The 25,899-nt window shown below is 75.6% G+C and carries 25 protein-coding genes; 18 read left to right on the top strand and 7 right to left on the bottom strand.

What is annotated here, in order from left to right:
- Positions 1–239: 239 nt before the first annotated feature.
- The 7 genes from ACIGAQ_RS21795 to ACIGAQ_RS21765 all read left to right on the top strand — a co-directional run bounded on the left by ACIGAQ_RS21795 (position 240) and on the right by ACIGAQ_RS21765 (position 7,392).
- The gene (locus ACIGAQ_RS21795) at positions 240–1,301 is read left to right on the top strand and encodes a hypothetical protein (protein ID WP_399785146.1); all 1,062 of its coding nucleotides are present in this window, start codon (positions 240–242) and stop codon (positions 1,299–1,301) included.
- A 125-nt stretch (positions 1,302–1,426) separates the two neighbouring features.
- Positions 1,427–1,762 (top strand): hypothetical protein, encoded by a 336-nt coding sequence (locus ACIGAQ_RS21790; protein WP_311682422.1) that lies wholly within the window; start codon positions 1,427–1,429, stop codon positions 1,760–1,762.
- Between the two features lie 4 nt (positions 1,763–1,766).
- Positions 1,767–4,307: a substrate-binding domain-containing protein gene (locus tag ACIGAQ_RS21785; protein WP_399785143.1), complete on the top strand. Its 2,541-nt coding sequence runs from the start codon at positions 1,767–1,769 to the stop codon at positions 4,305–4,307.
- On the top strand, positions 4,304–5,716 hold the full coding sequence (locus tag ACIGAQ_RS21780; RefSeq protein ID WP_399785141.1) for an extracellular solute-binding protein: 1,413 nt from the start codon (positions 4,304–4,306) through the stop codon (positions 5,714–5,716). The genes ACIGAQ_RS21785 and ACIGAQ_RS21780 overlap by 4 nt, the downstream gene beginning before the upstream one ends.
- 94 nt (positions 5,717–5,810) lie before the next feature.
- Positions 5,811–5,996, top strand: a complete 186-nt coding sequence (locus ACIGAQ_RS21775) for a hypothetical protein (protein WP_399785138.1) — start codon at positions 5,811–5,813, stop codon at positions 5,994–5,996.
- A 119-nt stretch (positions 5,997–6,115) separates the two neighbouring features.
- Complete coding sequence (locus ACIGAQ_RS21770; protein ID WP_399785892.1) at positions 6,116–6,781, top strand: GAF and ANTAR domain-containing protein; 666 nt, start codon at positions 6,116–6,118, stop codon at positions 6,779–6,781.
- An 86-nt stretch (positions 6,782–6,867) separates the two neighbouring features.
- Complete coding sequence (locus tag ACIGAQ_RS21765) at positions 6,868–7,392, top strand: ATP-binding protein (protein ID WP_399785135.1); 525 nt, start codon at positions 6,868–6,870, stop codon at positions 7,390–7,392.
- A 45-nt stretch (positions 7,393–7,437) separates the two neighbouring features.
- Here ACIGAQ_RS21765 and ACIGAQ_RS21760 read toward each other — a convergent pair whose 3' ends face one another.
- Positions 7,438–7,611, bottom strand: a complete 174-nt coding sequence (locus tag ACIGAQ_RS21760) for a hypothetical protein (protein ID WP_362276099.1) — start codon at positions 7,609–7,611, stop codon at positions 7,438–7,440.
- Positions 7,612–7,754: 143 nt separating this feature from the next.
- Here ACIGAQ_RS21760 and ACIGAQ_RS21755 point away from each other — a divergent pair, with 143 nt between their 5' ends.
- The 4 genes from ACIGAQ_RS21755 (at position 7,755) to ACIGAQ_RS21740 (ending at position 12,001) form a co-directional block, all read left to right on the top strand.
- On the top strand, positions 7,755–9,098 hold the full coding sequence (locus ACIGAQ_RS21755) for a tetratricopeptide repeat protein (protein ID WP_311682409.1): 1,344 nt from the start codon (positions 7,755–7,757) through the stop codon (positions 9,096–9,098).
- Positions 9,099–9,199: 101 nt separating this feature from the next.
- Positions 9,200–10,207, top strand: a complete 1,008-nt coding sequence (locus ACIGAQ_RS21750) for a permease (protein WP_311682408.1) — start codon at positions 9,200–9,202, stop codon at positions 10,205–10,207.
- Positions 10,204–11,004 (top strand): TIGR03943 family putative permease subunit, encoded by an 801-nt coding sequence (locus tag ACIGAQ_RS21745; RefSeq protein ID WP_399785889.1) that lies wholly within the window; start codon positions 10,204–10,206, stop codon positions 11,002–11,004. Before ACIGAQ_RS21750 ends, ACIGAQ_RS21745 begins: the two co-directional genes overlap by 4 nt.
- A 205-nt stretch (positions 11,005–11,209) precedes the next feature.
- Entirely contained in the window at positions 11,210–12,001 is a 792-nt protein-coding gene (locus ACIGAQ_RS21740) for a GAF and ANTAR domain-containing protein (protein ID WP_394814259.1), read from the top strand.
- A 333-nt stretch (positions 12,002–12,334) separates the two neighbouring features.
- On the opposite strand, the gene ACIGAQ_RS21735 is transcribed toward ACIGAQ_RS21740, so the two are convergent.
- Positions 12,335–13,123: a hypothetical protein gene (locus ACIGAQ_RS21735; RefSeq protein WP_399785129.1), complete on the bottom strand. Its 789-nt coding sequence runs from the start codon at positions 13,121–13,123 to the stop codon at positions 12,335–12,337.
- Positions 13,124–13,544: 421 nt separating this feature from the next.
- Between ACIGAQ_RS21735 and thrS the strand changes: the two genes are divergently transcribed.
- Complete coding sequence (gene thrS / locus ACIGAQ_RS21730; RefSeq protein ID WP_399785126.1) at positions 13,545–14,753, top strand: threonine--tRNA ligase; 1,209 nt, start codon at positions 13,545–13,547, stop codon at positions 14,751–14,753.
- A gap of 66 nt (positions 14,754–14,819) precedes the next feature.
- Here thrS and sigJ read toward each other — a convergent pair whose 3' ends face one another.
- Positions 14,820–15,746: an RNA polymerase sigma factor SigJ gene (gene sigJ / locus ACIGAQ_RS21725; RefSeq protein WP_362276112.1), complete on the bottom strand. Its 927-nt coding sequence runs from the start codon at positions 15,744–15,746 to the stop codon at positions 14,820–14,822.
- Positions 15,747–15,927: 181 nt separating this feature from the next.
- Here sigJ and ACIGAQ_RS21720 point away from each other — a divergent pair, with 181 nt between their 5' ends.
- Both ACIGAQ_RS21720 and ACIGAQ_RS21715 read left to right on the top strand, forming a co-directional pair.
- On the top strand, positions 15,928–16,467 hold the full coding sequence (locus tag ACIGAQ_RS21720) for a YceI family protein (RefSeq protein ID WP_399785123.1): 540 nt from the start codon (positions 15,928–15,930) through the stop codon (positions 16,465–16,467).
- 99 nt (positions 16,468–16,566) lie between these two features.
- A complete protein-coding gene (locus ACIGAQ_RS21715) occupies positions 16,567–17,547 on the top strand; it encodes a nucleoside hydrolase (RefSeq protein WP_311682402.1) in 981 nt (326 codons plus the stop codon).
- Positions 17,548–17,634: 87 nt separating this feature from the next.
- Here ACIGAQ_RS21715 and ACIGAQ_RS21710 read toward each other — a convergent pair whose 3' ends face one another.
- A complete protein-coding gene (locus ACIGAQ_RS21710; RefSeq protein WP_399785119.1) occupies positions 17,635–18,576 on the bottom strand; it encodes an LAETG motif-containing sortase-dependent surface protein in 942 nt (313 codons plus the stop codon).
- A 318-nt stretch (positions 18,577–18,894) separates the two neighbouring features.
- Here ACIGAQ_RS21710 and ACIGAQ_RS21705 point away from each other — a divergent pair, with 318 nt between their 5' ends.
- Entirely contained in the window at positions 18,895–20,556 is a 1,662-nt protein-coding gene (locus ACIGAQ_RS21705; protein ID WP_399785116.1) for a glycoside hydrolase family 13 protein, read from the top strand.
- 149 nt (positions 20,557–20,705) lie between these two features.
- Complete coding sequence (locus tag ACIGAQ_RS21700) at positions 20,706–21,440, top strand: Ig-like domain-containing protein (RefSeq protein ID WP_311682399.1); 735 nt, start codon at positions 20,706–20,708, stop codon at positions 21,438–21,440.
- On the opposite strand, the gene ACIGAQ_RS21695 is transcribed toward ACIGAQ_RS21700, so the two are convergent.
- Both ACIGAQ_RS21695 and ACIGAQ_RS21690 read right to left on the bottom strand, forming a co-directional pair.
- On the bottom strand, positions 21,434–21,919 hold the full coding sequence (locus tag ACIGAQ_RS21695; RefSeq protein WP_399785113.1) for a hypothetical protein: 486 nt from the start codon (positions 21,917–21,919) through the stop codon (positions 21,434–21,436). The two genes, ACIGAQ_RS21700 and ACIGAQ_RS21695, sit on opposite strands and share 7 nt — an antisense overlap.
- A gap of 43 nt (positions 21,920–21,962) precedes the next feature.
- Positions 21,963–22,337 carry a DUF6479 family protein gene (locus ACIGAQ_RS21690; RefSeq protein ID WP_399785110.1) on the bottom strand — a complete coding sequence of 125 codons (375 nt, stop codon included), beginning with the start codon at positions 22,335–22,337 and terminating at the stop codon, positions 21,963–21,965.
- Positions 22,338–22,516: 179 nt separating this feature from the next.
- On the opposite strand from ACIGAQ_RS21690, the gene ACIGAQ_RS21685 reads away from it, so the two are divergent.
- On the top strand, positions 22,517–22,930 hold the full coding sequence (locus ACIGAQ_RS21685; RefSeq protein WP_311682396.1) for a DUF5994 family protein: 414 nt from the start codon (positions 22,517–22,519) through the stop codon (positions 22,928–22,930).
- Between the two features lie 11 nt (positions 22,931–22,941).
- On the opposite strand, the gene ACIGAQ_RS21680 is transcribed toward ACIGAQ_RS21685, so the two are convergent.
- Positions 22,942–23,304, bottom strand: a complete 363-nt coding sequence (locus tag ACIGAQ_RS21680) for a DUF1304 domain-containing protein (protein WP_311682395.1) — start codon at positions 23,302–23,304, stop codon at positions 22,942–22,944.
- Between the two features lie 350 nt (positions 23,305–23,654).
- Between ACIGAQ_RS21680 and ACIGAQ_RS21675 the strand changes: the two genes are divergently transcribed.
- Positions 23,655–25,559 carry a hypothetical protein gene (locus ACIGAQ_RS21675; protein WP_399785107.1) on the top strand — a complete coding sequence of 635 codons (1,905 nt, stop codon included), beginning with the start codon at positions 23,655–23,657 and terminating at the stop codon, positions 25,557–25,559.
- The last annotated feature ends 340 nt before the right edge of the window (positions 25,560–25,899 follow it).

The raw sequence follows: 25,899 nt of genomic DNA, 5'->3' as shown, positions 1-25,899 counted from the left end.
CCCCTGAGGGTGTTGGGCCCTGCTCCGGGCGCCGTGTCGGGTCCGTGGAGGGGCTGGTGGGGGCGGCGGGGTGCGGGGCTCGTCGTGGCCGGGCGCGCAGTTCCCCGCGCCCCTGAGGGTGTTGGGCGCTGGCCCCGGGGCGAAGTACCCGAAGGCGGGCGTTTGCGGTGCTGGGGCCTCCCTTTGCAGCCGCAGCGGTTACGGTGCTGCCGTACGTGATCGACACAGGGGGAGGGACGATGCCCGGGACCGTGCTGCTGCTGGCGGCCTCGCCGGTGGGCAAGGGGCGTCTGGTCGACGCCGCCTCCGTGCTCCCCGTCCTGGCCGCCGTGCCGCCCGCCGTGCTGTCCGGCACGGACACCGCGAACGTCGTCGAACTGGCCGATCCGCTGGAGCCGCAGGCCGTCCTGACCCGCCTGCGTGCCGCCGCGGCCGCCCCGGGCCCGCTCACCGTCTACGTCACCGGGCAGCTCCAGCTGGACCGCCGCCAGCGCCTGCCCCACCTGGCGCTGGCCCGCACCACCCCCTCCACCGTCCGCTACACGGCCTTCCCCTGGCACTGGTTCCGGGAGGAACTGCGGCTGCGGCCGGCCGGGGCCACCACCCTCCTGCTCGACCTGCACGCCGACGCCGAGACCTGGGGACTGCTGCGCGGCACCCCGCTGGACGCGGGCCGCGGCAACGCCGTTCACGGTCGCATCGCCCCGCCCCCGTCCCGGCGCACGGTCGCCGCGCCCGCGTACATGAAGGCCGTCGCGACGATCCTGCGCAGCGGATTCCGGCCGCCCGCCGAGGAGTTGCACCAGCAGGCGCTGGCCCGCATCGCCCCGGAGAGCGCGGGCACGGACCTGGTGCTGAGCACGCCCGGCCCGGCGGCGGGGGACCCGCACGCCGCCCTCACGGCCGCCGTGCAGTCCGGCCGGCACTCCGAGGCGGACGCGCTCGCCGCCCGGTACGAGCAGGCAGCCGTCGCCGCGCACGGCCCGGCCTCGGAGGAGGCCCTGCACTGGGCCGAAGTCCGGGCCGACCTGGCGATGTTCGCCGGGGACGCGGCCCGCAGCTGCCGCACCTGGCTGACGGTCGCCACGCTCCGGCTGAACGCCGGGCAGGCGGCGGACTCCCCCGCCGTGGAGGCCGCCGCCGACCGCGCCCACCACCAGTGGGGCCAGGTGCGGGACCCGGCCGGCGCCCGCGAACTGGGCTCCGCGCTCGCCGCGTTGCGGGGCCGGGTGCCGGGCCGGCGCGAAGGGGCGCTGGACCATGTGCAGCGCCAGCTGCGGCAGTTGCAGACCCAGGGCTGAGCACGCGTGCGCCGTGTGCGCCTGGCGTGAAGGGGGCGTGCAGTCACCGGCGCAGGTCATGTCACAGGTCTGCCGCCGGGGCCTGACCCGGTGTCATGATGACCGTCATGACAGAGGGGGACCAAGTGGCTGTCTTAGGCGTACGCGTCCGGCTGGGTGACGGCGCGACCGCGGACGATGTCAGAGCCCTGAAGGCGTGGCTGGAGCGGGACGAACCGCTGGAGGACCTGATCTCCGGCGAGCAGCTGCGCATCGAGGAGCGGACCCGGACGGACGGGCAGAAGGGCCGCCTGGGGCCCGACATCGAACTCGTGCTCCAACTGCTCAGCGACGTGGCGACGGTCGTGGCGCTGACCGAGTACACCAACCGGGCCGTGAAGACCTGGAAGAACAACCGCCGCAGGCTCCAGGGCGGCGAACCCGACACGGAGATACGCCCACTGGGCCCCGACGGGGAGTAGTCCGGTGAGCCGCTTCGACCCGCGCGGCAGACGGAACAGGGCGCTGCTGGCCGGCGTGTCCGAGTACGACCACACGGCACCGGATCCGCAGGGCGTGTCGGGCCAGCTCCCCGCCGTGCTCCACAACCGCAGGACCCTGGAGGACGCACTGCACCGGGGCGGGGTGTTCCGCGCGGGCGAGATCAGGGTGCTCGCCTCGCCCGCCCCGGACGACTTCACCAGCGAACTGCGCCGCGCCGTCCGCGAGACCGAGGGACTGCTGCTCCTCTACTTCGCCGGGCACGCCGTCGTCACGGACACCTCCACCCACAAGCTGCACCTTCAGATGCGCACCGCGCGGGTGGTCGCGGGCGAGGAGCTGCCCGGTGCGGTGAGCTTCGCCGGCGTGCTGGGCGAGCTCTGCGCGCCCGAGAGCCGCGCCGAGAAGGTGCTGGTGGTCCTGGACTGCTGCTACGCGGGCAACGCGGCGGCGATCTGGCACCGCTTCGAGGCCCCGCCGGAGAGCAAGGAGAAGATCCTCCTCCTGATGAGCGTGCAGCCCAACCGCTGCATCCTGGGCGGGGACGCGGACGTGGCGACGCCGTTCACCCGGGAGCTGGTGCGCGTCCTCGACGAGGGCGGGCCGGTGTGGCTGTCCACGCTGTACCCCGCGCTGAAGCAGCGGATGGCCGACGCCGGGTACGAGGCTGAGGACAACGACCGGCAGAAGCCGCAGGCGCTGGCCCCGCCGTGGAACCCGGACGCGGACGTCCTGCTGGCCGCGGGTCCGGTCCCGCCCCCGCCTCCTCCGCCCCCGCCCCCGCCGAAGCCGATCCGCCCGTACCTGTCGCGGCTGCGCAAGCGCCTCCGGGCCGCCGCCGACCGGCTCGGCAGGACCGCGCTGACCCTGCTGCTGGCCCTGGTCGCCACCGGCGCCGGTGGCTACGGCCTCTTCGCCCTGGTCGGCGAAGCGCGCCCGTGCGCACCCTCCCTGGAGGTGCGTGTCCTCACCGATCCCGATCTGGAGCCGGCGCTGCGGGCGGCCGCGGACGCCTATGTCGCCTCGGCCGCCAACACCACCGGCGACGGCTGCCGGCGCAGCGGCGTCACGGTCAACAGCGCGGGCGCCGCCGATGTGGTGCGGGCGCTGGGCGAGCGGACCGACGCCTGGCAGCAGCCGCGGGAGGACGACAACCCGCAGCGGGACATCGGTCCGCAGCCGGACGTGTGGATCCCCGCGACCCGCGCCGACGTCGACCGGGTCAACGGGGTCGCGGCCGGGGAGGAGCGGGTCTTCGCCCGGCTGGAGCCCGCGGCCGGGACGATCGCGTACTCGCCGGTCGTCCTGGCCGTGCCGAAGGCCCTCGACGCCGGTCTCGAACCGACCGGACGGTCCCTGTCCGAGCTGGTGACCGCCCTCGAACAGGCCGACGCCCGCGCCGAACTGCGCCGCCCCGACCCGGAGTTCACCGACGCGGCCCTGCTGGCGACCCTGGGTCTGCAGGGCGAGCGGGCCGACGCGCGGGGCGCCGAGCAGCGCGTCACCCGGGCCGGACAGCCCGAGCCGTCGGCCGTGCGGCTGCTGTGCGCGCTGCCCGCCGACGACGCTGTGGACGACCGCAGCGCGGCCCTGGTGCCGGAGTTCCTGCTGCGCAGCGGCATCGGCTGTCACCCGGCCACCCGCGCCCCGCGTGTGGCCGCCTACCCCGACGACGTACCCGGTCTGGAGCCGGCGTTCGTGCGGGTGCGCTGGGAGGACGGCGACCGGGACGCCGAGGCGCGCGACGACGCGGTGGACCGTTTCCGCGCCTGGCTGACCGGGGAGGGCGGCCTGGCGGTCCTCGGGGAGCACGGCTTCCGGTCCGCGACCGGTGAGCGCCGTCTGCTCGGCACACGGCAGGTGCCGGACGGCCTCACCGCGTCCGTGCGCCCGGCGGAACCGGCCAGAGCCCCGGACATGGACCGGGCGCTGGAGCGGTACGCCAACGCGCACGGGCCCGGCCGGGTCCTGTACCTCCTCGACAGCTCCGGCTCCATGGCCGGCCGGTGGGACGGCGACAGCGGCGGCCCGGGCATCCTGAAGCAGACCCTGCCGGGGCTCGGCGGGGAGGACGAGTACGGGGTGTGGGCCGTGCACGGCGTCGGCGGCCGCACCCACACGCCGCTGCTGCGCTTCGGGACGCACGAGCGGGCCGACGCCGAGCGGGCCCTCGACGGCGGCCGGTGGCGGGACGCGGAGGCCGACCCGGCCGCCGCCCTGCTGGACGCCCTGGAGTTCATGGCGGAGCGCGGCGCGGACGACGAGCGGCCGCAGCTGATCGTGTACCTCACCGACGGCGAGGACGACACCCGCCTGACCGGCCGGGCGCTGCAGGACGTGCTCGACCGGGCCGCGGGCGCGGGTGTGCCGGTGGCCATGGTGTCCCTGAGCAGCGCGGGCTGCGACCAGGGCCGTCCCGCCACCCGGATCGCCGAGGCGGGCCGGGGCCGCTGCCTGGACGCCGGGGACGACCTGGTGCCGTCCCTGCACGACGAGGTCGCCCGCATCGGAACGGGGGAGGAATGACAGGATCACGAGGAGGGCCCGCCGCCCGCCGCCTGACGGCCGCCGCGCTGTCGCTGCTGTCCCTGGCCGCGCTCGCCTCCTGCACCGGCGGCGACGCGGGGCAGCAGCCGCCGCGCGCCGACCCGCCCCGGATCGTCGTCGCCAGCGGCCAGGACGTCACCGGCAAGAACGGGGTCCGCCAGCAGCTCATCGACGCCTGGAACGCCCGGGAGGGGGAGCACGGCCACCGGGCCCGCCTGGTCGAGCTGCCCGGCTCGGCCGACCAGCAGCGCAGCCAGCTGCTCGGCGCGCTCCAGTCCGGCAGCGCCGAGTACGACGTGGTCAACCTGGACGTGACCTGGATCCCCGAGTTCGCCGAGGCCGGCCTGATCCGCCCGCTGACCGGCGCGGCGGTGAAGGAGCCCGCGGACCTCATCCGGTCCGTCGACGCGACGTCGTTCTGGGACGGCGAGCGGTACGCGGTCCCGTTCAACAGCGACGTGGGCCTGCTCTACTACCGCAAGGACCACCTGCGGGACGCCAGTGCCTCCCGGACCGAACTGAGCGGCGGGGTGACCTGGAGCGAGCTGCGGGAGTTGATCGACGCCGTCAACGACCGCCCGCGGCCGCGGCACTACGAGGACGGCTGGACCACCCAGCTCGCCGCCTACGAGGGCCGGACGGTCAACGCGGTCGAGGCCTTCGCCTCGGCCGTCCCGGGCTTCGAGCTGACCGACGAGGAGGGGCGGTACACCGCCGACGTGGGGGAGCTGACCGCGGGGGTGACCGAACTGCGGGAGCGGACGGCCCCGCCGTACATGCTCGCCGAGGCCTCCGCGTCCCGTGAGGCCGAATCGCTCAGCGCCTTCGCGGAGGGCCGCACGACCTTCCTGCGGCACTGGCCGTACGTCTACCCGGTGCTGTACGAGAGGTTCGGGGAGGACCTCGGGGTGGCCCGGCTGCCCGGCAAGGCGGTGCTCGGCGGGCAGAACCTGGCCGTCACCTCCTCGGCGTCCGAGCAGCGGGCCGCGAAGGCCGCCGAGCTGATCGCGTTCCTGACGGACCCGGACAGCGAGCGCTGTCTGCTGCGCGCCGGGTTCGCGGCGACCCGCACCTCCGCCTACGAGGATCCCGGCGGCTCCCCCGAGTGCCGCCACGCCTCCGCGTTCACCGCGAGCCCGTCGGCGTCCCCCACCGGCGAGAGCGCCGAACTCAAGGCGCCCGACCGCTTGGACGGCGTCAGCTACTCCCGGGACATCCTGTTCCCCGCCCTGCGCGGCGCCGTGCAGCGCCCGCGCACGCCCCTGTACGGGGCCGTCACCCGGACCCTCGTCACCGAACTGGACGCCCTGTACGGGCCAGGACGGCCGGGGGACGCCCAGGTGGCGGAGAACCTCGACGAGGCCCTGCGGAAACTGCTGCCCGGCTGACGTCCTCACGGGTGTGGACGGCGCGCGAGTGGGAACACGTGAGCGAGCGTGGAGTGTGTGCGGGCCGTGCCCCGCCGGAGGGAAGGACGTGGGCGTGCCCGGTGTCGCCGGTCTGCTGCTGAGGAGACTGACCGTGGTGTCGTGCCGGGCGAAGCGGACGGTGGGAGGGGCGGTGCAGCCGGCCCTGACCTCCCTGGCCCGGATCCGTTCCTGCCCCTACTGCCGGGCCTGGATCGCGCCCGACAGCGCCGTGTGTCCCGCGGGCCACCGAATGACCTGACCGCGCCGCGGGCCGTGCTCCGGCGGCCTGTTCCCGCAAGGTCACGGAGGTACTGTGACCGGGACCGGGACCGGGACGAGGCGGTGGTGGCGGTGGAGTGGCGTGAGTACGCCGAGCGGATGGCGCTGCTCGCCCGGGACCTGCTGGCCCAGGACTCCGTCCAGGCCACCCTGGACGAGATCGCCGCGGCGGCGGTCCGGCTGGTCGACGGGTGCGACGCGGCCGGGATCCTCGCCGTGCGCAAGGGCCGGGCCGTGACCCTGGCCGCCTGCGGTGACATGGTCCGCGAGTCCGACCGCCTGCAGGGCGAGCTGCGCGAGGGCCCCTGCTTCGACCTCGCCCGCCGCAAGGACGGCGAGCGCGTCTACCGCATCGCGGACCTCACCCGGCCCCAGCCCACCTGGGAGCGCTACGCGGCGGCGGCCCGCGAGCTCGGCATCGGCAGCATGACCGGCGTGCTGCTCTACGCCGACGACGAGGACTTCGGCGCGCTGAACCTGTACGCCCGCCGGCCGGGGACCTTCGACAAGGACATCGAGACGGCCGCCTGGCTGCTCGCCTCGCACGCCGCCGTGGCCCTGGCCGGTGCCCGCACGATCGACCAGCTGGAGCACGCCCTGGACACCCGGCACGCCATCGGCGAGGCGATGGGCATCCTCATGGAACGCCACCGGATGAGCGAGGACGACGCCTTCGCCGTGCTGCGCCGCATCTCCCAGCACCACAACGTCAAGCTCCGCGACGTCGCCCGCAAAATCCGGGACGACCAGACCGAGACACCTTGAGCACGCCGCCGCCGTGTGGCCGGCCGGTGGCCGGGTAAACGCACCGCGGAAAGCCGCCGAACGGCGACCACAACGAAAGAGTCCGCATGGCCATCCCGCTTAGGAATCAGGCGGCAGATGCGCAGGACCCAGGCACGCACGCCACGCTGCACTACGGCGTGGCCTGGGCCGAGGGCTCGGCACGCTCCGTCGACGCGCGCCGTGCCCTGCACGCCGTCCTCGCCCACGCCGCACGAACCGGCCGCACCGAGATGCCGGCCCCGACCGTCCAGGACGCAGAGCTCGCGATCAGCGAGCTGGTCACCAACGCCGTCAAGCACGCGCCCGGACCCTGCGGGATGGCCCTGCGGCTCTCCGGGGACCACCTGGCCATCACCGTGTGGGACACCTCCCCCGGCCGGCCCGCGTCCCGGGCGCCCGACCCGCGTCGCTTCGGCGGCCACGGCTGGCGGCTGGTGCACAAGGTCAGTCACCGGGTCGCCGTCGCACCCCGCGCCTCGGGCAAGCAGATCACCGCCTACCTGCGGCTGCCCCCGCGGGACGTTCCCGGCCCGCCCGAGCGGACCGTCCTGCCCGCCTCCGTCGCGGACCCGATGCCGCCGGTGCCGTGATCGTGACCGGCCGGCACGGACGTCCGGGGTGCCACAGCCCGACGGTCAGTGGCTTGTGGCCGCCCCGGAGTCCGTCACGGGGGTCGCGGGGCGGGGAGGCCGGGCGTCCGCCGTCTGCGCCGGCCCGGCGTTGGCCGCCAGCAGCAGGGTGGCCATGGCGACCAGGGCGGCGGCGAAGCCTCGGGCGTACCGCTCGGCGGTGCGTGTGCGTTCGAGCACGGCGACCTCGCAACAGGGGCGGCGACTACGGCGGCAGCGTATTAAGCGTCTTCGACAATTCGGCTTAACACTCCGTTTAACCTAGGGGCTGTCCAGGCCGAACGGCAAGAGGCGCAGGGGGAGTTGACGTGGGGGGAGCGGGCGTGGGGGAGCGTGACGACCCGGGGACCATCGGTCGCCGGGTGCAGCGGTTGCGGGTCGAACGGGGACTGACGCAACGGCAGTTGGCGGAGCCCGTGTACACCCCCGCCTACATCTCGACCCTGGAGTCGGGCCGGGTGCGGCCCTCCGACGACGCCCTGCGCCATCTCGCCGGCCGGCTAGGCGTCGCCTTCGACGAGCTCGCCACCGGGCGTTCGGCGCGGCTGGTGACCGAGCTGCGGCTGCGGCTGACCGAGGCCCAGCGGACCCTCGCCGTCGGCGAGACGGAGGCCGCGGCCGCGCAGTACGCCGAGCTGCTCGCCGAGGCGGAGACGCACGGCCTGACCGAGGAGCGGTCCGCCGCCCTGCTCGGGCTCGGCGAGTGCGCCCTGGAGACCGGCGAGCTGGAGCCGGGCCGGGAGTACTTCGAGCGGGCCGAGGCCTGCCTGGCCGGCGCGCCGCTGCCCGCCCGGGTCCCCGCCCTGCGCGGCCGGGCCGTCGCGCACTACCTCGCCGGCGAACTCCGGTACGCCGTCTACCTGCTGGAGACCGCCCTCGACGAACTCAACCGCGGCGGCCTGCACGACCCGGACGCCCTGCTGCTGCTCTACGCCAGCGCCATCGGCCCGTACATGGACATGGGCGCGCACGCCCGCGCCGCCCAGGCGGCCGAGTTCGCCCTGGCGCTCGCCCCCCAGTCCGGCGACCCGGCCCTGGTCGCCCGGATGCACCGCTCGGTCGCCCGCACCCTGGTCGCCGAGGGACGGCTCGCCGAGGCCGACGCCTCGCTGGCCAAGGCGGCCGAGCTGTACCGGGGCCTGCAGATCCGCACGGAACTCGCCAACTGCCACTGGATGCGCGGCTACGTCTACGCCCAGGACGGGCAGCTGGAGCGCGCCGAGGAGGAGCTGCGCGAGGCCCTCGGCATGCTGACGGCCAAGCGCGCCGCCCTCTACAGCAGCCAGGTCGCCGTCGAGCTGGCCGACGTGCTGCACAAGCGCGGCAGGTCCGACGAGGCCGCGGCCCTGCTGCACGACGTGCTCGGGCACCTGTCCCCCGAGCGGGGCGCCGTGCACGCCGCCGCTGCGCACCGGCTGCTCGGCATCATCGCCGAGGACGCCCGCCGCACGGAGGACGCCGAGGAGCACTACGTGCGCGCCCTGAGCCTGCTGGAACGGGCCGGAGCCGCCGGCGACCTGGCCGACCTGTGCCGGCTGCTGGGCGACCTGCTGCGGCGCACCGGCCGGGTGGAGGCCGCCCTGGACGCCTACCGGACGGGCCTGGGGCACCGCACGGCCCCCGGCACCACCACCCTCGGACCCGCCCCCGCACAGCCCCCGCTGTGAGGACACGGCCCCGGCTCAGCCCCCGCCGGGCGGAACCGCGGTCCTCGCACAGCCGTGCGGGTTAGCCTCCTCGCGGGACGTGAACGACCGGGGCGGGGCGCGTGGAGAACGAACGGACGGTGGCCGACGGCATACGGCTGGGCCTGCGGGCGCTGGTGTACGCCGTCCTCGGGGGCGCCGCGCTGATCGCCGTGGTGACGGTGGGGTCGGTGCTCGGGCCGCTGGTCGCGCTCGACCTGTACACCCCGCCGGTCGCCGCCTGGTGGACCGTCTTCACGGCGATCACCGTCCAGGGCGTGCCGTTCCTGCTGCTGGGCACGGTGGTGTCGGCCGCGATCGGGGCGTTCGTGCCGCAGCGGGTTTTCACCCGGCTGCTGCCGCGCCGCGAGGCGCTCGCCGTGCCGGTCGCGGGGGCGGCCGGAGTGGTGCTGCCCGGCTGCGAGTGCGCGTCCGTACCGGTGGCGGGGAGCCTGATGCGGCGGGGCGTCGCCCCGGCCGCCGCGCTGACCTTCCTGCTGTCGGCGCCCGCGATCAACCCCGTCGTCCTGGTGGCGACCTCGATCGCCTTCCCCGGGCAGCCCGCGATGGTCGTGGGCCGGCTGGTCGCCTCGCTCGGTACGGCCGTGGCGATGGGCTGGCTGTGGGCACGGTTCGGCAGACAGGAGTGGCTGCGGCTGCCGCGGCGCAGCGCCGGGCCCGGGTCCGGTGGCGGGGCGCGTGCCTTCGCCGCGGGTCTCCAGCACGACTTCCTGCACGCGGGCGGTTTCCTCGTGGTGGGCGCGGCGGCCGCGGCGACGTTCGCCGTCGTCGTGCCCCGGTCCGTGCTGGAGGTCTTCACCGGCTCGCCCTGGCTGTCGGTGCTGCTGCTCGCGCTGCTGGCGGTCGTGCTGTGCGTGTGCAGCGAGGCCGACGCGTTCGTGGCGGCGTCGCTGAGCGGCTTCTCGCCGACCGCGCGACTGGCGTTCATGGTGGTCGGGCCGATGGTCGACCTGAAGCTGATCGCGCTCCAGGCGGGCACGTTCGGCCGGTCCTTCGCGGTGCGGTTCTCGGCCGCGACCTGGGTGGTGGCGGTGGGCAGCAGCGTCCTGGTGGGGTGGTGGCTGCTGTGAGGCGCTACGGACCGGCGGTGCTGCTCGCGCTGGTGGGAGCGGCGATCCTGCGGGTGTCCCTCTTCAGCGACCTGTACCTGCGCTACGTCCAGCCGGGCCTGCGGCCCTACCTGGTGGTGTCGGGGGCGGCGCTGGTGCTGCTGGCGGGGGTGACCGCCCGGACCGCCCACGCCCGGACCGCCGACGACGACCGCCGGCACGCCGACCGCGACCCCGTTCGCGAAGGTCACCGGGACGCCGGACACGACCCCGCTCGGGGTGCCGGCCGGCACGGTGACCGGGATCCCGTGCACGAGCACACCCACGGTCCCCGCGTCGCCTGGCTGCTCGCTCTTCCCGCTGCCGCGCTGCTCCTCTTCCCGCCGCCCGCCCTCGGTTCCTACAGTGCCGAACGCGATGCGGCCCGGCGGGCGGCGCAGGGCGTCGGCACCTTTCCGGCGCTGCCGGACGGAAACCCGGTCGACCTCACCCTCGGGGAGTTCGGCTCCCGGGCGGTCTACGACAGCGGCCACTCCCTGCGGGGACGTACGGTCCGGCTCACCGGCTTCGTCACCCGCGACGCCGACGGCACCTGGTACGTCACCCGCCTCCTCGTCTCCTGCTGCGCCGCCGACGCGAGCACCGCCAAGGCCGAGGTGCGCGGCGCGGACGCCCCGGCCGTCGACACCTGGGTGTCGGTCACCGGCACCTGGCACCCCGAGGGCGCCCTCGGCTCGGACGCCGCCTGGCCGCCGGTCGTGGACGCCACGTCGGTCCGGCCGGTGCCGCAGCCGGGCAACCCCTACGAGCAGCGCTGACGAGCGCCAGGACGCCGGGCGGCCCGGCCCCGCCGGCCGTGGCCCCGCCCGGGTTTCGTTGCATCCGCCACGGGTAGTCGGGGCACATTCCGGGCGAGTGCCGGGGCCCGGCCCCGGTGGGCCGGGCGGGCTGCGGCCGGCCGTCCCGCATGTGCGCCCGCCCGCGAGTCCGGTGATGTGCAGGCCGCGGTGATCGAAGGAGGCGGTGGCCGTGCGGCCCAGGGACGACCCCCACGGCGCAACGGGTGACGACCCGGGCGCACCGGGCCCGGGGGGCGGCGACCTCGACCTGGACGGGGTCCGGGCCGCCGACGTGATCGCCCGGGGCGTGCGCGGTGCCGAGCCGGGCGAGGTGCCCGGGCGGCTGTGCGCGGTGGCCGTCGAACTGCTGCCGGTGACCGGCGCGAGTGTGTCGCTGCGCAGCGAGGGGATGCCCGTGCAGCTGAGCGCGAGCAGTCCGCAGGCCGCGCACCTGGCGCAGATCCAGGCCACCCTGGGCGACGGCCCGTGTCAGAGCGCGCTGGAGGACGGGGCGCCCGTGCTCGCCTGCGACCTGACGAGCGGCCGGGACGCCGGACGCTGGCCGGTCTTCGCCCAGCAGGCCACCGCGGCCGGGGTCCGCGCGGTGTACGCGGTGCCGCTGGGCAGCGACGCGGTGTGCGTCGGCACCCTCGACCTGTACCGCGACACCCCCGGCGGGCTCACCGACCGCCAGCTGTACGTGGCCCGGCTGGTGGCCGGGGTCATGACCGTCGCCCTGATGGCACTGCCGCGCGGCGACGACTCCGGGGCGCAGGACGCGGAGCCCTGGCTGAGCGGTCTCGCCTCGGCCCACGACGAGGTCTACCAGGCGGTCGGCATGATCATGGCGCAGCTGGGCGTCGGCACGGACGTGGCGCTCGCGCGGCTGCGGGGCGACGCCTTCGCGCGCGGCCGCACGGCCCTGGACGTGGCCCGCGACGTGATCGCCCACCGCAGACGCTTCGACCAGGACTGACACGGCCGCGGGGACCGCGCCTGCGATCGGACAGGACCGGAACGGCCGCGACAAAACTGCCCCGCGCGGCTGCCGGCGGGCCGCGTGTGCGGTCGGACAGCCACTGACACGGCCGCGAGGGACCGTCCCGCGCGGCAGCAGACGGCCCGCACATACGGCCCGCACATACGGCCCGCACATAGGGCGCGCACATACGGGTCGGACAGGACCGAGACGGCCGCGAGAAAGACCGCCCCGCGCGCGGCTGTCGGTGGCGCGCGCCTGCGGTCGGACCGGACTGACACGGCCGCGGGGGGACCGCCCCGTGTGGTGGACCGCGGCGCGGGCCGGTGGTCAGATCTGGGCGCGGCCCCGCCGGGCGAGTTCCGCCAGGCGTTCGGCGCCGAGCCGCACGGTCTCCCGTGTGACCTCGGGGTCCACCTCGTCGAGCCCGCCGTGCGTGACGACGATTGCCTCCGCGCCGACGCGCACGCCGGCGATGTCCATCGTCAGGTACGTCAGCTCCCCCTCCTCGGTCTCGCCGGCCAGCGTGATCCGCAGGGCCTGGCGGGCGTCCCCGGCCGGCGGCAGCGGCAGGTCGCCGACCTGGACGCCCTGGACACCACCACGGGTGGTGGAGGCGGTGAACTCGCCGCACCGGCGCGGCAGTTCCCGCAGCCAGTCCAGGGTGCGGTCGACGACGGCCGGGGGGTGGGCGGCGACCCGGTAGCGCAACTGGGCGTCGGTGTCGGCGGCGTCGAACGCGGCCGTCGCACCGGGACCCTCGGGGGCGCCGAACAGTTCCTCGGTGTAGAGGACGTCCAGCAGCCGCCCGCACTCGGGGTCCTCGGCGGTCGCCTTCAGCAGTCCGTCCCGCCAGGTCCGCGCACCCCGGGTCGGGCCCCACGGTTCCCCGAGGTCGGCCTCGGTGAGCAGCGCCGCCTGCGCCTGCGCCTCGGTGAGGCCGTCCCCCGGCCCGGCGGGCTGCTCGGCGGCGGGTGAGGCGGGGGAGGCGGTGGCGGACGCCGAGAACCACTTGGGCCGCGGCTCGTCCTGGAGGGCACACCCGGCCGTGCCCACCAGGGCGGTCAGGGCCAGGACGGGGACGAGGAGGGCACGGGCGGTGGCCGGAGGGTGGGTCATCGGAGTGCCTCCTGGTGGGCGGGCCGGGCTGACCAAGATCGGAGCGTTGCTCATACGGCACCACCGCGACCGCCGGCCCACCAGCGCGACGGGCCGTCCGGGTGAGCGGGGGCGGCCGCGGAGGCGTGTCGTGCGGGCCCGAGGACCTGGATGCCGTAGGACGCGCGAGGGGAACGCCGTACCCGGCGAGCGGGGGCGGCTGCCGGACGGGACGCCGCCCGAAAAGCCGTGGCCCCGCGTCCGGTCCCCTTGCTACCGTCACGCCCATGCAGCGCGTCCAGCCGTTCCCGTCCGCCACGACGACGCCGGAGAGTGTCCCGGCGCGCTGACAGCTGACGTAGACGTCCGAAGCCCCGGGGCGAGTGCCCCGGGGCTTCGTCGCGCGGTGCTCGCTCCGGAACCCGCATCCGGAGGAGCCACGATGCACGACCACCGCCGACTCGGCCGTGAACTGGAACTGTTCGACACCGACCCGCTGATGGGCGCGGGGCTGCCGTACTGGCTGCCCGACGGCGCGATCGTGCGGCACACCCTGGAGGAGTACATCCGCGACGCGGAACGGCGGGCCGGCTACCGGCACGTGTACTCGCCCGTCCTCGGCAAACGCGAGCTGTACGAGATCTCCGGCCACTGGGACCACTACGGCGACGACATGTTCCCGCCGATGGAGCTGGGCGCCGAACAGGTCCTGCTGCGTCCCAGTCTCTGTCCCCACCACGCGCTGATCTACCGCTCACGCGCCCGCAGCTACCGCGAACTGCCGCTCCGGATGGCCGAGTTGGGCGGCATGTACCGCTCGGAGCTGTCCGGGGTGCTCGGCGGACTGACCCGGGTGCGGGCCATCACCCTCAACGACGCGCACATCTTCTGCACCCTGGAGCAGGCGGTGGCGGAGGCCCGCGCCGCGCTGGAGATGATCGGCCGCGCCTACGCGGACCTGGGCATCGAGGCGGCCCGCTACCGGCTCTCCCTGCCCGGTGAGGGCGGCAAGTACGTGGCCGACCCGGAGCTGTGGCGGCGGGCCACCGCGCTGCTCCGGGAGGTCCTGGACGGCTCCGGCGTCCCCTACGAGGCCGTCGAGGGCGAGGCGGCCTTCTACGGCCCCAAGATCGACGTGCAGATCGCCGACCCGGCGGGGCGGGAGGCCACCCTGTCCACCGTCCAGATCGACTTCCACCAGCCGGAGCGCTTCGACCTGCACTACATCGGCCCCGACGGCGGGCGGCACCGCCCGGTCATGGTGCACCGCAGCATCATCGGCAGCGTGGAACGCGCGGTGGCGCATCTCGTCGAGACCCACGGCGGTGCGTTCCCGGCCTGGCTGGCCCCGGTGCAACTGGCCGTCCTGCCGGTGGGGGACGAGCAGGCCGAACAGGCGCACGCGCTGGCCCGGCGCGCCCGCGACCTGGGCCTGCGCGCCGAGGTCGCCGACCCCGGCCAGGGCACCTTGGCGGCCCGGGTCCGCGCGGCCCGGCTGGTGCCGTACCAGGCGGTCATCGGTCCCCGCGAGGCCGCCGCCGGCCTGGTGGCCCCCCGCCTCCGCGACGGCCACCGGCCGGCCCCCCAGCCCGCCGAGGCCCTCCTCACCCACATCACCACCCAGGTGACCACCCGAAGCACCACCCTGTGAATCCACCCCTGGCCCCCGCCCCGCCCCGCCCCGGGCGCGCGGCGGGTGTTCGGGGGCAAGGTGGTGTCAGGGGAGCCATGGGCGGAGTTTGTCGGGGTTCAGGACTGCCCAGATGTGGTGGATCCGGGTGTCCGCGATGTCGAAGGCCAGGACCGACACCGTGGCGCCGTCGAGCCGGGCCACCAGGCCGGGGCGGCCGTTGACCGTCCGTTCCCGCAGGGTCATGCCGGACACCGCACCGGCCCGTTCCACCAGGAAGCGGGCGACGGGCTCGGCGCCCCGCACCGGGCGCGGGGCGGCCGGGACGAGGCCGCCGCCGTCGCCGGTCGCCGTGGCGTCGGGCGCCAGCACCCCGATGAGACCGGCGATGTCCTTGTCCTCCCAGGCCCGTTTGAACGCCCTGACCACCTCGGCCTGCCCGGCCGCCGGAGCCGCCGGGGGCCCGGCGGCGCGCAGGCGGCGGCGGGCCGAGGAGGCCAGTTGGCGGCAGGCGGCCGGGGTGCGGCCGACGATCGCGGCGACCTCGGCGAACGAGTAGCGGAACACGTCGTGCAGGACGAACGCGACGCGCTCGGCCGGGGTCATCGACTCCAGCACCACCAGGAAGGCCATGCCGACCGACTCGTCGAGGGTGACCCGCTCGGCCGGGTCGGCCGGTTCGGCCGTGCCGTCGTCCCACCGCCCGCTGACCCACTCGCTCCGGCCGGGCAGCGGCTCCGGGAGCCATTCGCCCACGTACCGCTCCCGCCGGGCCCGGGCCGAGCCGAGCAGGTCGAGGCAGATCCGCCCGGCGACGGTCGTCAGCCAGCCGCCGGGCGAGGCGATCTCCTCCCGCTGCCGCGGGGAGAGGGCGTACCAGCGGGCGTAGGTCTCCTGCACGACGTCCTCGGCCTCGGCGAGCGAGCCGAGCAGCCGGTAGGCGAGGTTGAGCAGATGCCGCCGCTCCCGGGTGAGCACGCTCAGGTCGTCGGCCGGCTCGGGCGGTGTGGTCACGGTGCGCACGGCTCCCTCGGTCGTGGACGCCCGCACCGAGCGGGCGCCCTCACCGGTACGACGGGACGGCGCCCCGGAATGTGACGTCGCCCCGGGATGTGACGTCGTTCCGCCGGGCCTCACATTCCGCGGGGCTGTCCCGTCGTACCGGTGAGACCCCCTTCCTACTCCGGGAGCGAGCATGACCACGGCGACCCCACTCGGCGAAGTGACCGGCGACTACGTCCTCGACACCGCCCGCACCCGCATCGGCTTCACGGCCCGGGCCGCGCTCGTGTCCAAGGTGCGCGGCGACTTCGAGGCGTTCGACGGCGGGGCACGGCTGGACGGCGGCACCCCGTCCGCCTCCTCCGTGCGGCTCACCGTCCGCACGGCGAGCGTGCGGACCCGCAACCGCAAGCGCGACGAGCATCTGCGCGGCGGCGACTTCCTGGACGTGGGTACCCACCCGGTCCTCACCTTCGCCTCGACCGGCGTGGAGCAGGTCGGCCCGACCGGCTTCCAGGTGACCGGCGACCTGACCGTGCGCGGCGTGACCAGGCCGGTCACCGTGGACTTCACGCTGACCGGCGCCGGCGCCGACAGTTCGGGCAGCTTCCGGGCGAGCTTCCTGGGCAGGGCCGTCATCGACCGCGCGGACTGGGGCGTCAGCGGCGGAGGAGCCATGATCGGGCGGAAGGTGACGCTGGAGTTCGACGTCACGGCGGTCCGGCAGCCCTGAGCCGGTGTCCGGGGGCCGGACCGCCCGGGCCGTGCGCGGGGCAGGCCGTAAGGTCGCTGGTGCAGGCCCCGCGCGCACCCGGTGGAAGGAGCCCTCGCCGTGACGGACGGACAGCGCATCCCGGTGATCATCGACTGCGACACCGGTGTCGACGACGCCCTCGCCCTGCTGTTCGCCGTGCGGCATCCCGCGCTCGACGTCCGCGCGATCACCTGCGTGGCCGGGAACACCGACGTCGACGGGGTCGTGCGCAACACCCTGACCGTGCTGGAGCAGGCGGGCGCGCCCGACATCCCCGTCGCCCGGGGCGCCGAGCGGCCGCTGATCGAGGCGCCCCGCTCCGCCCGGCACGTGCACGGCGCCGACGGCATGGGCGACCTGGGGCTGCCGGAACCGGCGCGCGAGCCGGCCGGCGTGGACGCCGTGACGCTGCTGCGGCGGGAGATCCTCGCCGCCCCGCGCCCGGTGACGCTGGTGCCTACCGCGCCGCTCACCAACATCGCGCTGCTGCTGCGCACCCATCCGGAGGTGGTGCGCAACATCGAGCGGATCGTGTTCATGGGCGGCGCCGCGGCGACCGGGAACGCCACGCCCGTCGCGGAGTTCAACGTCTGGCACGACCCGGAGGCGGCCGCGATCCTGCTCACCGCCGGGGTGCCGATCACGATGTACGGGCTGGACGTGTTCACCCGGGTCGTCGTCCCGGCGGAGCAGGTGCGACGGCTGCGCGCGAGCGCCGAGCCGGGGGCCCGGCTGGCCGGTGAGCTGCTCGCCCACCGCCCGGCCCACCCCGGCAGCCGTCCCGACGACCCCGCCGAGACGGCCGGCGGTCTCGGCGACGCGGGGGCGCTCTGCGCGGTCGCCGACCCGGAGGGCCTGACGACCCACCGCCTCCCCGTCGACGTCTCCCTCGCGCCCGGCCCCACGCGCGGCATGACGATCGTCGACCGCCGCCCGCGCCCGGGCGAGTCCGAACTGCACGAGGGGACCCGCGAACAGCCGCTGGTGGACGTGGGGCTGGACGTGGACGTGGAGCGCTACGTGAAGCTGTACCTGGCGACCGTCGAGGGAACGCTCTAGGCCGGACACCTCCTGGCACCGCACACGCGAGGGCGCCCCCGCGCTGTCGCCGCCGGACGACAGCGCGGGGGCGTCACCGCACGCGGATCAGGCGCCCGGCGCGTTCCGCTTCGCCCTGCGGCGGGTCGTCACGACGAGGGCCGCGCCGCCCGCGAGCAGCGCCGCCGCGCCGAGGGCGATCGGGCCGGTGTTGCCGTCGGCCCCGGTCTCGGCGAGGTCACCGCCACCGCCGTTCGGCTTCGGGGCGGTGGGCGTCGACTCGGAGGCGCTCGGGGTGGGGCTGTCCGTGTCCTCGGACGGCGGGGCGGAGGGCTCCGACGGCTCGGACGGGGACGCCGGCGGGGTGGTGCCCTCGGCCGGCTGCGACGGGGTCGCGGGCGGCGTGGAGGCGGGCGGCTCCTCCTCCGCGGGCGGCCGCTTCGTGCAGTCCTCGGTGCCGCCGTTCCAGGCCGCGATCAGCTTGTCCTTGATGACCGGGCGGTCCGGGCCCTTGGGCAGCTCGCCGTGCTCGAAGCCGTCCTTGGCGTCGAGTTCGCCGTCGAACTTCACCGCGCCCCGGTAGAGGTCGATCTGCCCGAAGCAGCCCTTGTCGGGGATGGCGATGTCGAGCGAGTCGGTGCCGCCCGGCTTGACCGTCACCGTATCGAAGTCGACGAACACCTGCTCGCCGGAGGTCGCGAAGGTCGGGCCGTGCGCCAGGTAGGAGGCGAGGGAGGCCGTGCAGCCGGCCGCGTCACCGGCGGCGCGCACCTTGATGTGCACCTTGCCGTCCTCGGTGGGCTTGAGGTTCTGGTCGTCGACCTTGACCGAGTCGGTGAACGTGGTGCCGTCGAGCGAGAACTGGCAGCGGTCGGTCCCCGTCTCCGTGCCCGCGCCCGTCCCGGGCTTGTAGCTGCCGCCGGACGACCAGCCGTCACCGCCGGGCGCCCCGTGGGCGAACGCGGTGGTGGCGGAGGCGGCGCACAGGACGAGGGCCGCGGCGCCCGTCCCCAGCAGGCGGCGTGCGGTGGCACGTCTCGCTATGGACATAGGGGTATCCCGTTTCTTGGCGTGTGCCGGAACCCGGGTGGCGGCATGCGGGCAGCGCGCGGCGCGCGGCTGCCGGGGCCGCACCGGGGTGAGTGGTCGGAGAAACACTGGGCTCATTGGTCACATGCGCCTCAGTGCGTCCTCATGGTGGCGGCGCCGCAGCACACTGTCAACCTGCGGGAACGCAAAGGAAGTTACCCCTCCCTCACACTTCCACCACAGTGGGAATGGATCACTCCGACCAACATGATGGTTCCTTTTTCCGGCATTCTGGACAGATTTAATGCTGTCGCCCGTATGCCCTGCAAAGGAGACCGCGTGACCGATCGTTCCACCCTCGACCTGTCGTCCCGCGACCCCGACTGGTGGCGGCAGGCCGTCGTCTACCAGGTCTACCCCCGCAGCTTCGCCGACGCCGACGGTGACGGACTCGGCGACCTGCGCGGCATCACCCGCCGCCTCGGCCATCTCGCCGCGCTGGGCGTGGACGCCCTGTGGATGAGCCCGTTCTACCCGTCCGAACTCGCCGACGGCGGCTACGACGTCGCCGACCCCCGGGACGTCGACCCGCGCCTGGGCACCCTCGACGACTTCGACGCGCTGGTCGCCGAGGCGCACCGCCTCGGGCTGAAGGTCATCGTCGACATCGTGCCCAACCACTCCTCGCACCAGCACGTGTGGTTCCAGGAGGCCCTGAACTCCGGCCCCGGCTCGGCCGCCCGCGACCGGTACGTCTTCCGCGACGGCCGCGGCGAGCACGGCGAACTCCCGCCCACCGACTGGCAGTCCGTCTTCGGCGGCAGCGCCTGGAAGCGGGTGCCCGACGGGCAGTGGTACCTGCACCTGTTCGCCCCCGAACAGCCCGACCTCAACTGGGAGAACCAGGAGGTCCGCGCCGACCACCGCACCACCCTGCGCTTCTGGTCCGACCGCGGGGTTGACGGCTTCCGCGTCGACGTCGCCCACGCCCTCGTCAAGGACCTGAGCGAACCGCTGCGCGACCTCGGCCGGCCCGAGCTGAGCCGCGAGGAGGCGCTCACCGCACTGCCGTCCGGCACGCACCCCTTCTACGACCGGGACGACGTGCACGAGATCTACCGTGACTGGCGCAAGATCCTGGACGCGTACCGCCCGCCCCGCATGGCCGTCGCCGAGGCGTGGGTGCCCGGCGCCCGGCGCGCGCTGTACGCCCGCCCGGACGAACTCGGCCAGGCCTTCAACTTCGAGTACCTCCAGGCCCGTTGGGAGGCCGAGGAGCTGCGGCAGGTCATCACCGACTCGCTCGCCACGGCCCGGGCCGCCGGTGCCTCGGCCACCTGGGTGCTGTCCAACCACGACGTGATCCGTCACGCCTCCCGGCTGATGCTCCCGCCGGACACCGACCTCAACGCCTGGCTGCTCTCCGGTGGGCGCGCCCCGGCCGTCGACGAGGCGGCCGGGCTGCGCAGGGCCCGGGCGGCCACGCTGCTGATGCTGGCGCTGCCCGGCTCGGCCTACCTCTACCAGGGCGAGGAACTGGGACTGCCCGAGGTCGCCGACCTGCCCACGGAGGTGCTCCAGGACCCCATCTGGGAACAGACCGGCCGGGTCCGCAAGGGGCGGGACGGCTGCCGCGTGCCCCTGCCCTGGACGACGGCCGGACCGTCGTACGGCTTCGGGCCCGGTGGGGCCTGGCTGCCGCAGCCGCCCGGCTTCGCCGCCTACGCCGTGGAGGCGCAGGACGGGGTCGAGGGCTCGACCCTGGAGCTGTACCGCACGGCACTGCGGCTGCGCCGCAAGCTGCTCGACGGTGAGGAGCTGACCTGGGCGGCGGACAGCCCGGACGGGGTCCTGCAGTTCGACCGGAGTGAGGGCTGGCGCTGCGTGACGAACCTGTCCGCGGCGGCGGTCCCGCTGCCGGCCGGTGAGGTGCTGCTGAGCAGCGCGCCGCTGGAGGACGGGCGGCTCGGCCCGGACACGACGGTGTGGCTGGGGAGGTAGGTCCCGCCGACCGCGCAGGGCCCCGTACCCCCGGTGGGGCGCGGGGCCACTCGCGTGGGTGAGCAGCGGGTGCCGTGCGCCGGGGCGGCCGCGAGGATCGTCGGCGGAGTGTCCCCGACAGGCCGTGTCCGGACAGGAGCCTCGCCGCGATGAACAGGTCCAGCAGGTCGGCAGCCGTGCCGGGGGTGGTCGTCGCGGGCGTGCTCGCCCTGGGCGGTCCCCCGGCGGCGGCCCGGGACGACGTACCGCTGTGGGGGGCCGCCGTCATCGCGCCCGGCCGGGAGGGCGTCGTCGAGGTCGTGGGCGTCCCGGACGTCCCGGCGGGCGCCACGGTGACGCTGATCGCGCCCCGGGGCGCACGGGTGACGGGCGCGCCGCTCGACGCCCCGGGGCACCGGGGGTCGGTCGCCGCCGACGGGCGCACCGCGTCCTACACCCTCACCGGCGGCACCGCCGCGCCGGACCGCGCCGTCCCCTTCGTGCTGGCGGTCCCCGCGGACGCCGTGCCCGGCACCCGCCTGCGCGACTGCGCCCTGCGCGTCACCGACGCCCAGGGCGCACGGCGGGCCACCGGCCGGTGCGTGGTGACCGTGGGGCTCGCCGGGCCGGTGCTGGCCCGCCCGCTGTCCGGCGTGCCGCTGGCCCCGCGGCCGGAGATCTCGGGCACGGCTCATCCCGGTGCCCGCGTCACCGTCCGTGACCAGGACGAGCGGGAGGCCTGCGCGGCCACGGCGGGCCCCGACGGCACCTGGGCGTGCACGCCGGGCCCGGCCCTGCCGGTGGGCGCCCATCGCCTCCAGGCGGTGGCCACCCTGAACGGGGTGAGCGCGATGAGCGAGCAGATCGACATCGCGGTGGCGGAGGCCGCCGCGGGACGTCAGTAGCGGACCGCCCGGGCCACCTCGACCCGGACGTCGCCGGAGAGGTCGTGGGTGCTGCGGGCGGTGGCCGTGGCCGACTGGCCGGGCTGCACATGGCCCACCGTGACGATCACGGTGTCGACCAGCCGTCCGCCGGAGTCCTCGAAGTCGACCTGGACGGCGAAGGAGCGGGCCGCGTCGTCGGTGTTGCGGACGGTGACCTCGCTGCGGACCCGGCCGTCGGAGCCGGTCACGGGCTCGCCGGCCCGCACGTCGCCCTTGACGTCGACGCCGTCCTGGATGTCGCCGAGCCGGCGCTCGGCCTCGGCCGCGGCGGACTCCACGGCCTCGGTGGCCCGCGAGGCGATCGACCCCACCGCGGACTCCGCCCTGCGCGCGGTGTCCCCGGGGGAGTCGCCGCCGCAGCCGGCGAGCACACCGGTCAGGGCGAGCATCAGGGCGGCCCCGGCCGTCGCCCCGCGCGTGCGGTGTCGGGCAGCCATCTCGCCTCCCGGGGGAGCCGTGCGGGACGCACGGCTCACGGCATCACGTGCGTCCGAGGCCGCCGCCGCCGAAGGACCCGCTGGATCCGGGCGACCAGCGGCGCGGTTTCTGGTCCTTGCCGGTCCTGGTGCTCGCGCGGTGCAGCTCGTGCGGCAGCAGCCGGCGCCCGTCGCGGTCCATGACCGGCACGTCGTCGGGCTCCCGCATCTCCCGCATCTCGCGGACCGGGCCGGTCTCCGGCAGGTGGGGCTGTTCCGCGGGGTCGGGGTGGTGGGTGTCCTTGTCCATCACCCGCATCCCGACGCGCACGCCCCAGATCAGGGCGCAGGCCACGATCAGACCGGCGATGAAGGCGATGGTCACGGCGACCGCGTGGTCTGACGACGCCGCCAGCACTTCGTACGTTGCCGTATTCATGCTCCGATTATCGCCGACACCTTGATATAAAGCGCCCGGAATGTCCGGTGCCCCAGGTGGCGGTGGGGAGGGCCCCGCCTCCCGGGCCGCCGCGCGGGTACGGTGGAGGAACCGGGGTAGGTCGCACAGCGATGGCCGCACGGTCCGCGGCTGCCTCCCCGTCCGCAGCAGGAGCCCCCATGACGTCCGCCTCCTCGCCCCCACCCCAGGTCCCCGCCCCGTCCGGGGCCCGGCTGAGGCTCGCCGACCAGCCGCGCGAGCGCCGTACGGCCCGGAAGATCGACGGGGCGTGGTGGCCCCGCTCCTACGACCTGGCCGCGGAACTGCCCGGGCTGCTCGCCGGGTTGCCCAGCGCCTGGGGCCGGATCAGCAGCGTCCTCGTCCACGGGGACGTCTGGCTCGACTGCCCGGAGCGGGTGGACGTGGCCGGCCAGGCCGTGCACGTGGGCCGCAGGGACTCGCCCACCGCCACCGACACCGTCTGCCTGCTCGCCCCCGGCCGTGGCCGCTGGGACCTGCTGGTGGTGCCGCCCGGGACGGCTCGGGCCGAGGCGGGCCGGCTGATGGAGCAGGCCGTCACCCAGGGCGCGTGAGCGGTGCGCCCTCAGTGCGCGACCAGCACCAGGGCGAGCGCGACCAGCGCCGGAACGGTCTGCACGAAGAGGATCTTCCGGCTGGCGGTGGCGGCGCCGTACACCCCCGCGACCGCCACGCACACCAGGAAGAACACCGACACCTGGAAGCCCACCGGGTCCGCGGCGAGCGCGCCCCAGAGCAGACCCGCGGCGAGGAAGCCGTTGTAGAGGCCCTGGTTGGCGGCGAGGGCCTTCGTCGCCTCGGCGGACTCCGGCGTGGTGCCGAAGGCGGCGCGGCCCCGGGGCGTGGTCCACAGGAACATCTCCAGCACCAGGATGTAGGCGTGGAGCGCGGCCAGGGCCAGGACCGCGACAGTGGCGAGGGTCGACATGAGCGCATCATCGCAGCCGCGCCCCGCCCTCCCCGTTCGGGCCCGCCCGGGAGGCGCCGCGGGGTGCCGGGTGGCAGATTGCGGCCAGAGGAAGGCCGGCTCGGGCCGTCGCGTCCCCGCGTGTGCCGCTCGGGAGCCCGGTCCGGCCTTCCCGTCCCCGCACGTGGTGCTCGCGAGCCCGCTCCTCCCGTCCCGCCCGCCGGGGCCGCGGGGGCGGTGACGCCCGCCGCGTTCATGTCAGTTGACCGCCGGCCTCAAGTTTGATCAGCTGTCCCGCGAGTCTTGTTCGATTCTGATCGAGCGATGTCTGGCTCCCAGGGGGGGAGCTTGTGACGAGTGGGGGAGTTCCCTTGACGCATCACCCTGCCGCCGTGCCGCGGCGTGCCCGGTTCCGGCGCGGCGCGGCCGCCCTGACCCTGCTGGCCCTGACCGGCGGCACCGCCCTGACGGGCGCCTCCGCCGCCACGGCCGCCGGCGGCGACGTGCGCGCCGGGAAGGCGTGCACCCCGACGGAGGGGTTCTCCGGCTGCCGGCTGTTCGACCCGGCGGGCGCCCGCGAGACCTTCCAGGTCCCGGCCGGTGTCACCGCGCTCGACGTGCGCGCCTGGGGCCAGGGCGGCGAGGGCACGCCCTTCGCCAACGGCGGGGCGGGCGGCTACACCGCGGGCACGCTCGGCGTCACGCCCGGCGAGAAGCTGTCCGTCGCGGTCGGCGACCAGCGCTTCGGTGACGCGCTCGGCGGCGCGGGCGGCGGCCGCTCCGCCGCGGCCGGCGGCAACAGCACCGGCGTGCGCACCGCCGACGGCGAGCCGCTGCTCATCGCGGCCGGTGGCGGCGGCGGTGGGTACGGCGACGTGGACGCCGGCCACGGCGGCCCCGGCGGCGGCGAGCGCGGCCAGGACGACACCGAGTCGGAGCGCGGCGGCAAGGGCGCGGCCGGTGCCGAGGGCGGCGCGGGCGGCGGCAACGGCTCCTCCGGCGCCGACGCGTCCGGCGGCGGCAAGGGCGGCGCGGGCGGCTCCGGCGCGCACGGCCACGGCGGTGGCGGCGGCGCGGGCCACGCGGGCGGCGGCGGTGGCGGCGGCACCGACGAGGAGCGGGGCGCCATCGGCAGCGGTGCGGGCGGCAGCAGCTACGTCGACCCCGACCGGGTGACGGACGCCCGGCTGCTCACCGGCAGCCGCACGGTGCCCCCGGCGAAGACCGACCCGTTCTGGGCGCCCTCCGGCGAGCCGGTGCGCGGCGGCATCGCCGAGGGCGGCGTCAACACCGACCGCTCCGGCACCGGGCGCGTGGTCTTCCAGTGGAAGACCCCCGCCATCGCCGAACTGGTCCAGGTCTCCGGCACCGACGAGACCGTCCAGCCGGGCGGTGCCGCCGGCCCACTGGCCGTCGTGGCCCGGGACGAGGCGGGCAACGCCGTGGAGAACGCCTCCGTCACCTTCACCATCGAGGACCCCGACCAGCAGGGCGCCTTCTTCTACGTCAAGGGCGGCGTCGACTCCACCGAGCTCGTGGTGCCGACCGACGCGCGCGGCCGGGCCGCGTCCCAGCCGGTCCAGGTGGGCGGCAAGGAGGGCGAGTTCACCGTCCGCGCGGCGGTCGGCGGCGTCTCGACGGTCTTCTCCGTGACGGTGAAGGACTCGGCGTACACCGTCTCCGTCGCGGGCGGCGACGACCAGCGGGCCGAACAGGGCGCCGACTTCGAGGAGGCCCTGCAAGCCAAGGTGGTCAAGTCGGGTGCCGCGGCACCGGCCGGCACCGAGGTCGAGTTCCGGGTCGAGGACGAGAGCGAGGACGCGCCCCGCTTCGCCGACGGTGAGCGGGTCGTCCGCGTGGAGACCGACGAGCAGGGCGGCGCCACGGCCCCGGCCCTGACGGCCGGTGAGGGCACGGGCACCTACACGGTGACCGCGTCGGTCGGCGGCGCCATGACCCAGTTCGCGGTCGAGGTGGTCCCCGGCGACGGCACGCAGGACCCGGGCCCGGGCGACGAGCCGTCGGCCGGCCCGAGCCCTTCGGCGGAGCCCAGCCCCTCGGCGAGCACCGGCGGCACGACCGGCGGTGACGGCACCTCCACGGGCGGCACCACCACGGGCGGCACGTCGACCGACGTCGCCGGCGGCAGCCTCGCCTCCACCGGCGCTGGCGGCATCGGCCTGCTCGCCGCGGCGGCCGCGGCGCTGGCGGCGGTGGGCTTCGCGGCCTTCCGCTTCGGACCGCGCCTGAAGCTCCGCTCACGCGACCAGGGCTGACGCCATGCCCTGACGGGTGTCCTTGCGGCTGACGCCATGCCCTGACGGGTGTCCTTGCGGCTGACGCCGGGTCCGGCCTGCGGCACCACCGACGAGGCCTGACACGGCGTCACTGCGGCTTGCCCGGCCCTGACATGGCGTCTCACGGCCGACGCCGGACCGGCCAGGCACAGCGGCACCTGCGCGGCCCGCACCCGGTATCGGGTGCGGGCCGCCGGCGTTCGCGGGCGCGCTCGTCACCACGCGCCCTGATCACGGCGCACCGCCGCCGGGTAGCCTGGCCGTATGGCCCTGGCATGCAACGCCCTGCCGCACTGCTTCCTCTGACACCGCGGTGAGG

It is taken from the genome of Streptomyces sp. NPDC085932, from assembly GCF_044540525.1.
GTDB classification, from domain to species: domain Bacteria; phylum Actinomycetota; class Actinomycetes; order Streptomycetales; family Streptomycetaceae; genus Streptomyces; species Streptomyces levis.
This window is presented reverse-complemented; position numbering and strand designations above follow the sequence as displayed.

Bases quoted from the DNA above. Each gene is read 5' to 3' on its own strand.
- ACIGAQ_RS21795 (WP_399785146.1), top strand. From the start codon at position 240: ATGCCCGGGACCGTGCTGCTGCTGGCGGCCTCGCCGGTGGGCAAGGGG.
- ACIGAQ_RS21780 (WP_399785141.1), top strand. From the start codon at position 4,304: ATGACAGGATCACGAGGAGGGCCCGCCGCCCGCCGCCTGACGGCCGCC.
- ACIGAQ_RS21770 (WP_399785892.1), top strand. From the start codon at position 6,116: ATGGCGCTGCTCGCCCGGGACCTGCTGGCCCAGGACTCCGTCCAGGCC.
- ACIGAQ_RS21765 (WP_399785135.1), top strand. From the start codon at position 6,868: ATGGCCATCCCGCTTAGGAATCAGGCGGCAGATGCGCAGGACCCAGGC.
- ACIGAQ_RS21735 (WP_399785129.1), bottom strand. From the start codon at position 13,123: ATGACCCACCCTCCGGCCACCGCCCGTGCCCTCCTCGTCCCCGTCCTG.
- thrS (WP_399785126.1), top strand. From the start codon at position 13,545: ATGCACGACCACCGCCGACTCGGCCGTGAACTGGAACTGTTCGACACC.
- ACIGAQ_RS21720 (WP_399785123.1), top strand. From the start codon at position 15,928: ATGACCACGGCGACCCCACTCGGCGAAGTGACCGGCGACTACGTCCTC.
- ACIGAQ_RS21710 (WP_399785119.1), bottom strand. From the start codon at position 18,576: ATGTCCATAGCGAGACGTGCCACCGCACGCCGCCTGCTGGGGACGGGC.
- ACIGAQ_RS21700 (WP_311682399.1), top strand. From the start codon at position 20,706: ATGAACAGGTCCAGCAGGTCGGCAGCCGTGCCGGGGGTGGTCGTCGCG.
- ACIGAQ_RS21695 (WP_399785113.1), bottom strand. From the start codon at position 21,919: ATGGCTGCCCGACACCGCACGCGCGGGGCGACGGCCGGGGCCGCCCTG.
- ACIGAQ_RS21690 (WP_399785110.1), bottom strand. From the start codon at position 22,337: ATGAATACGGCAACGTACGAAGTGCTGGCGGCGTCGTCAGACCACGCG.
- ACIGAQ_RS21685 (WP_311682396.1), top strand. From the start codon at position 22,517: ATGACGTCCGCCTCCTCGCCCCCACCCCAGGTCCCCGCCCCGTCCGGG.
- ACIGAQ_RS21680 (WP_311682395.1), bottom strand. From the start codon at position 23,304: ATGTCGACCCTCGCCACTGTCGCGGTCCTGGCCCTGGCCGCGCTCCAC.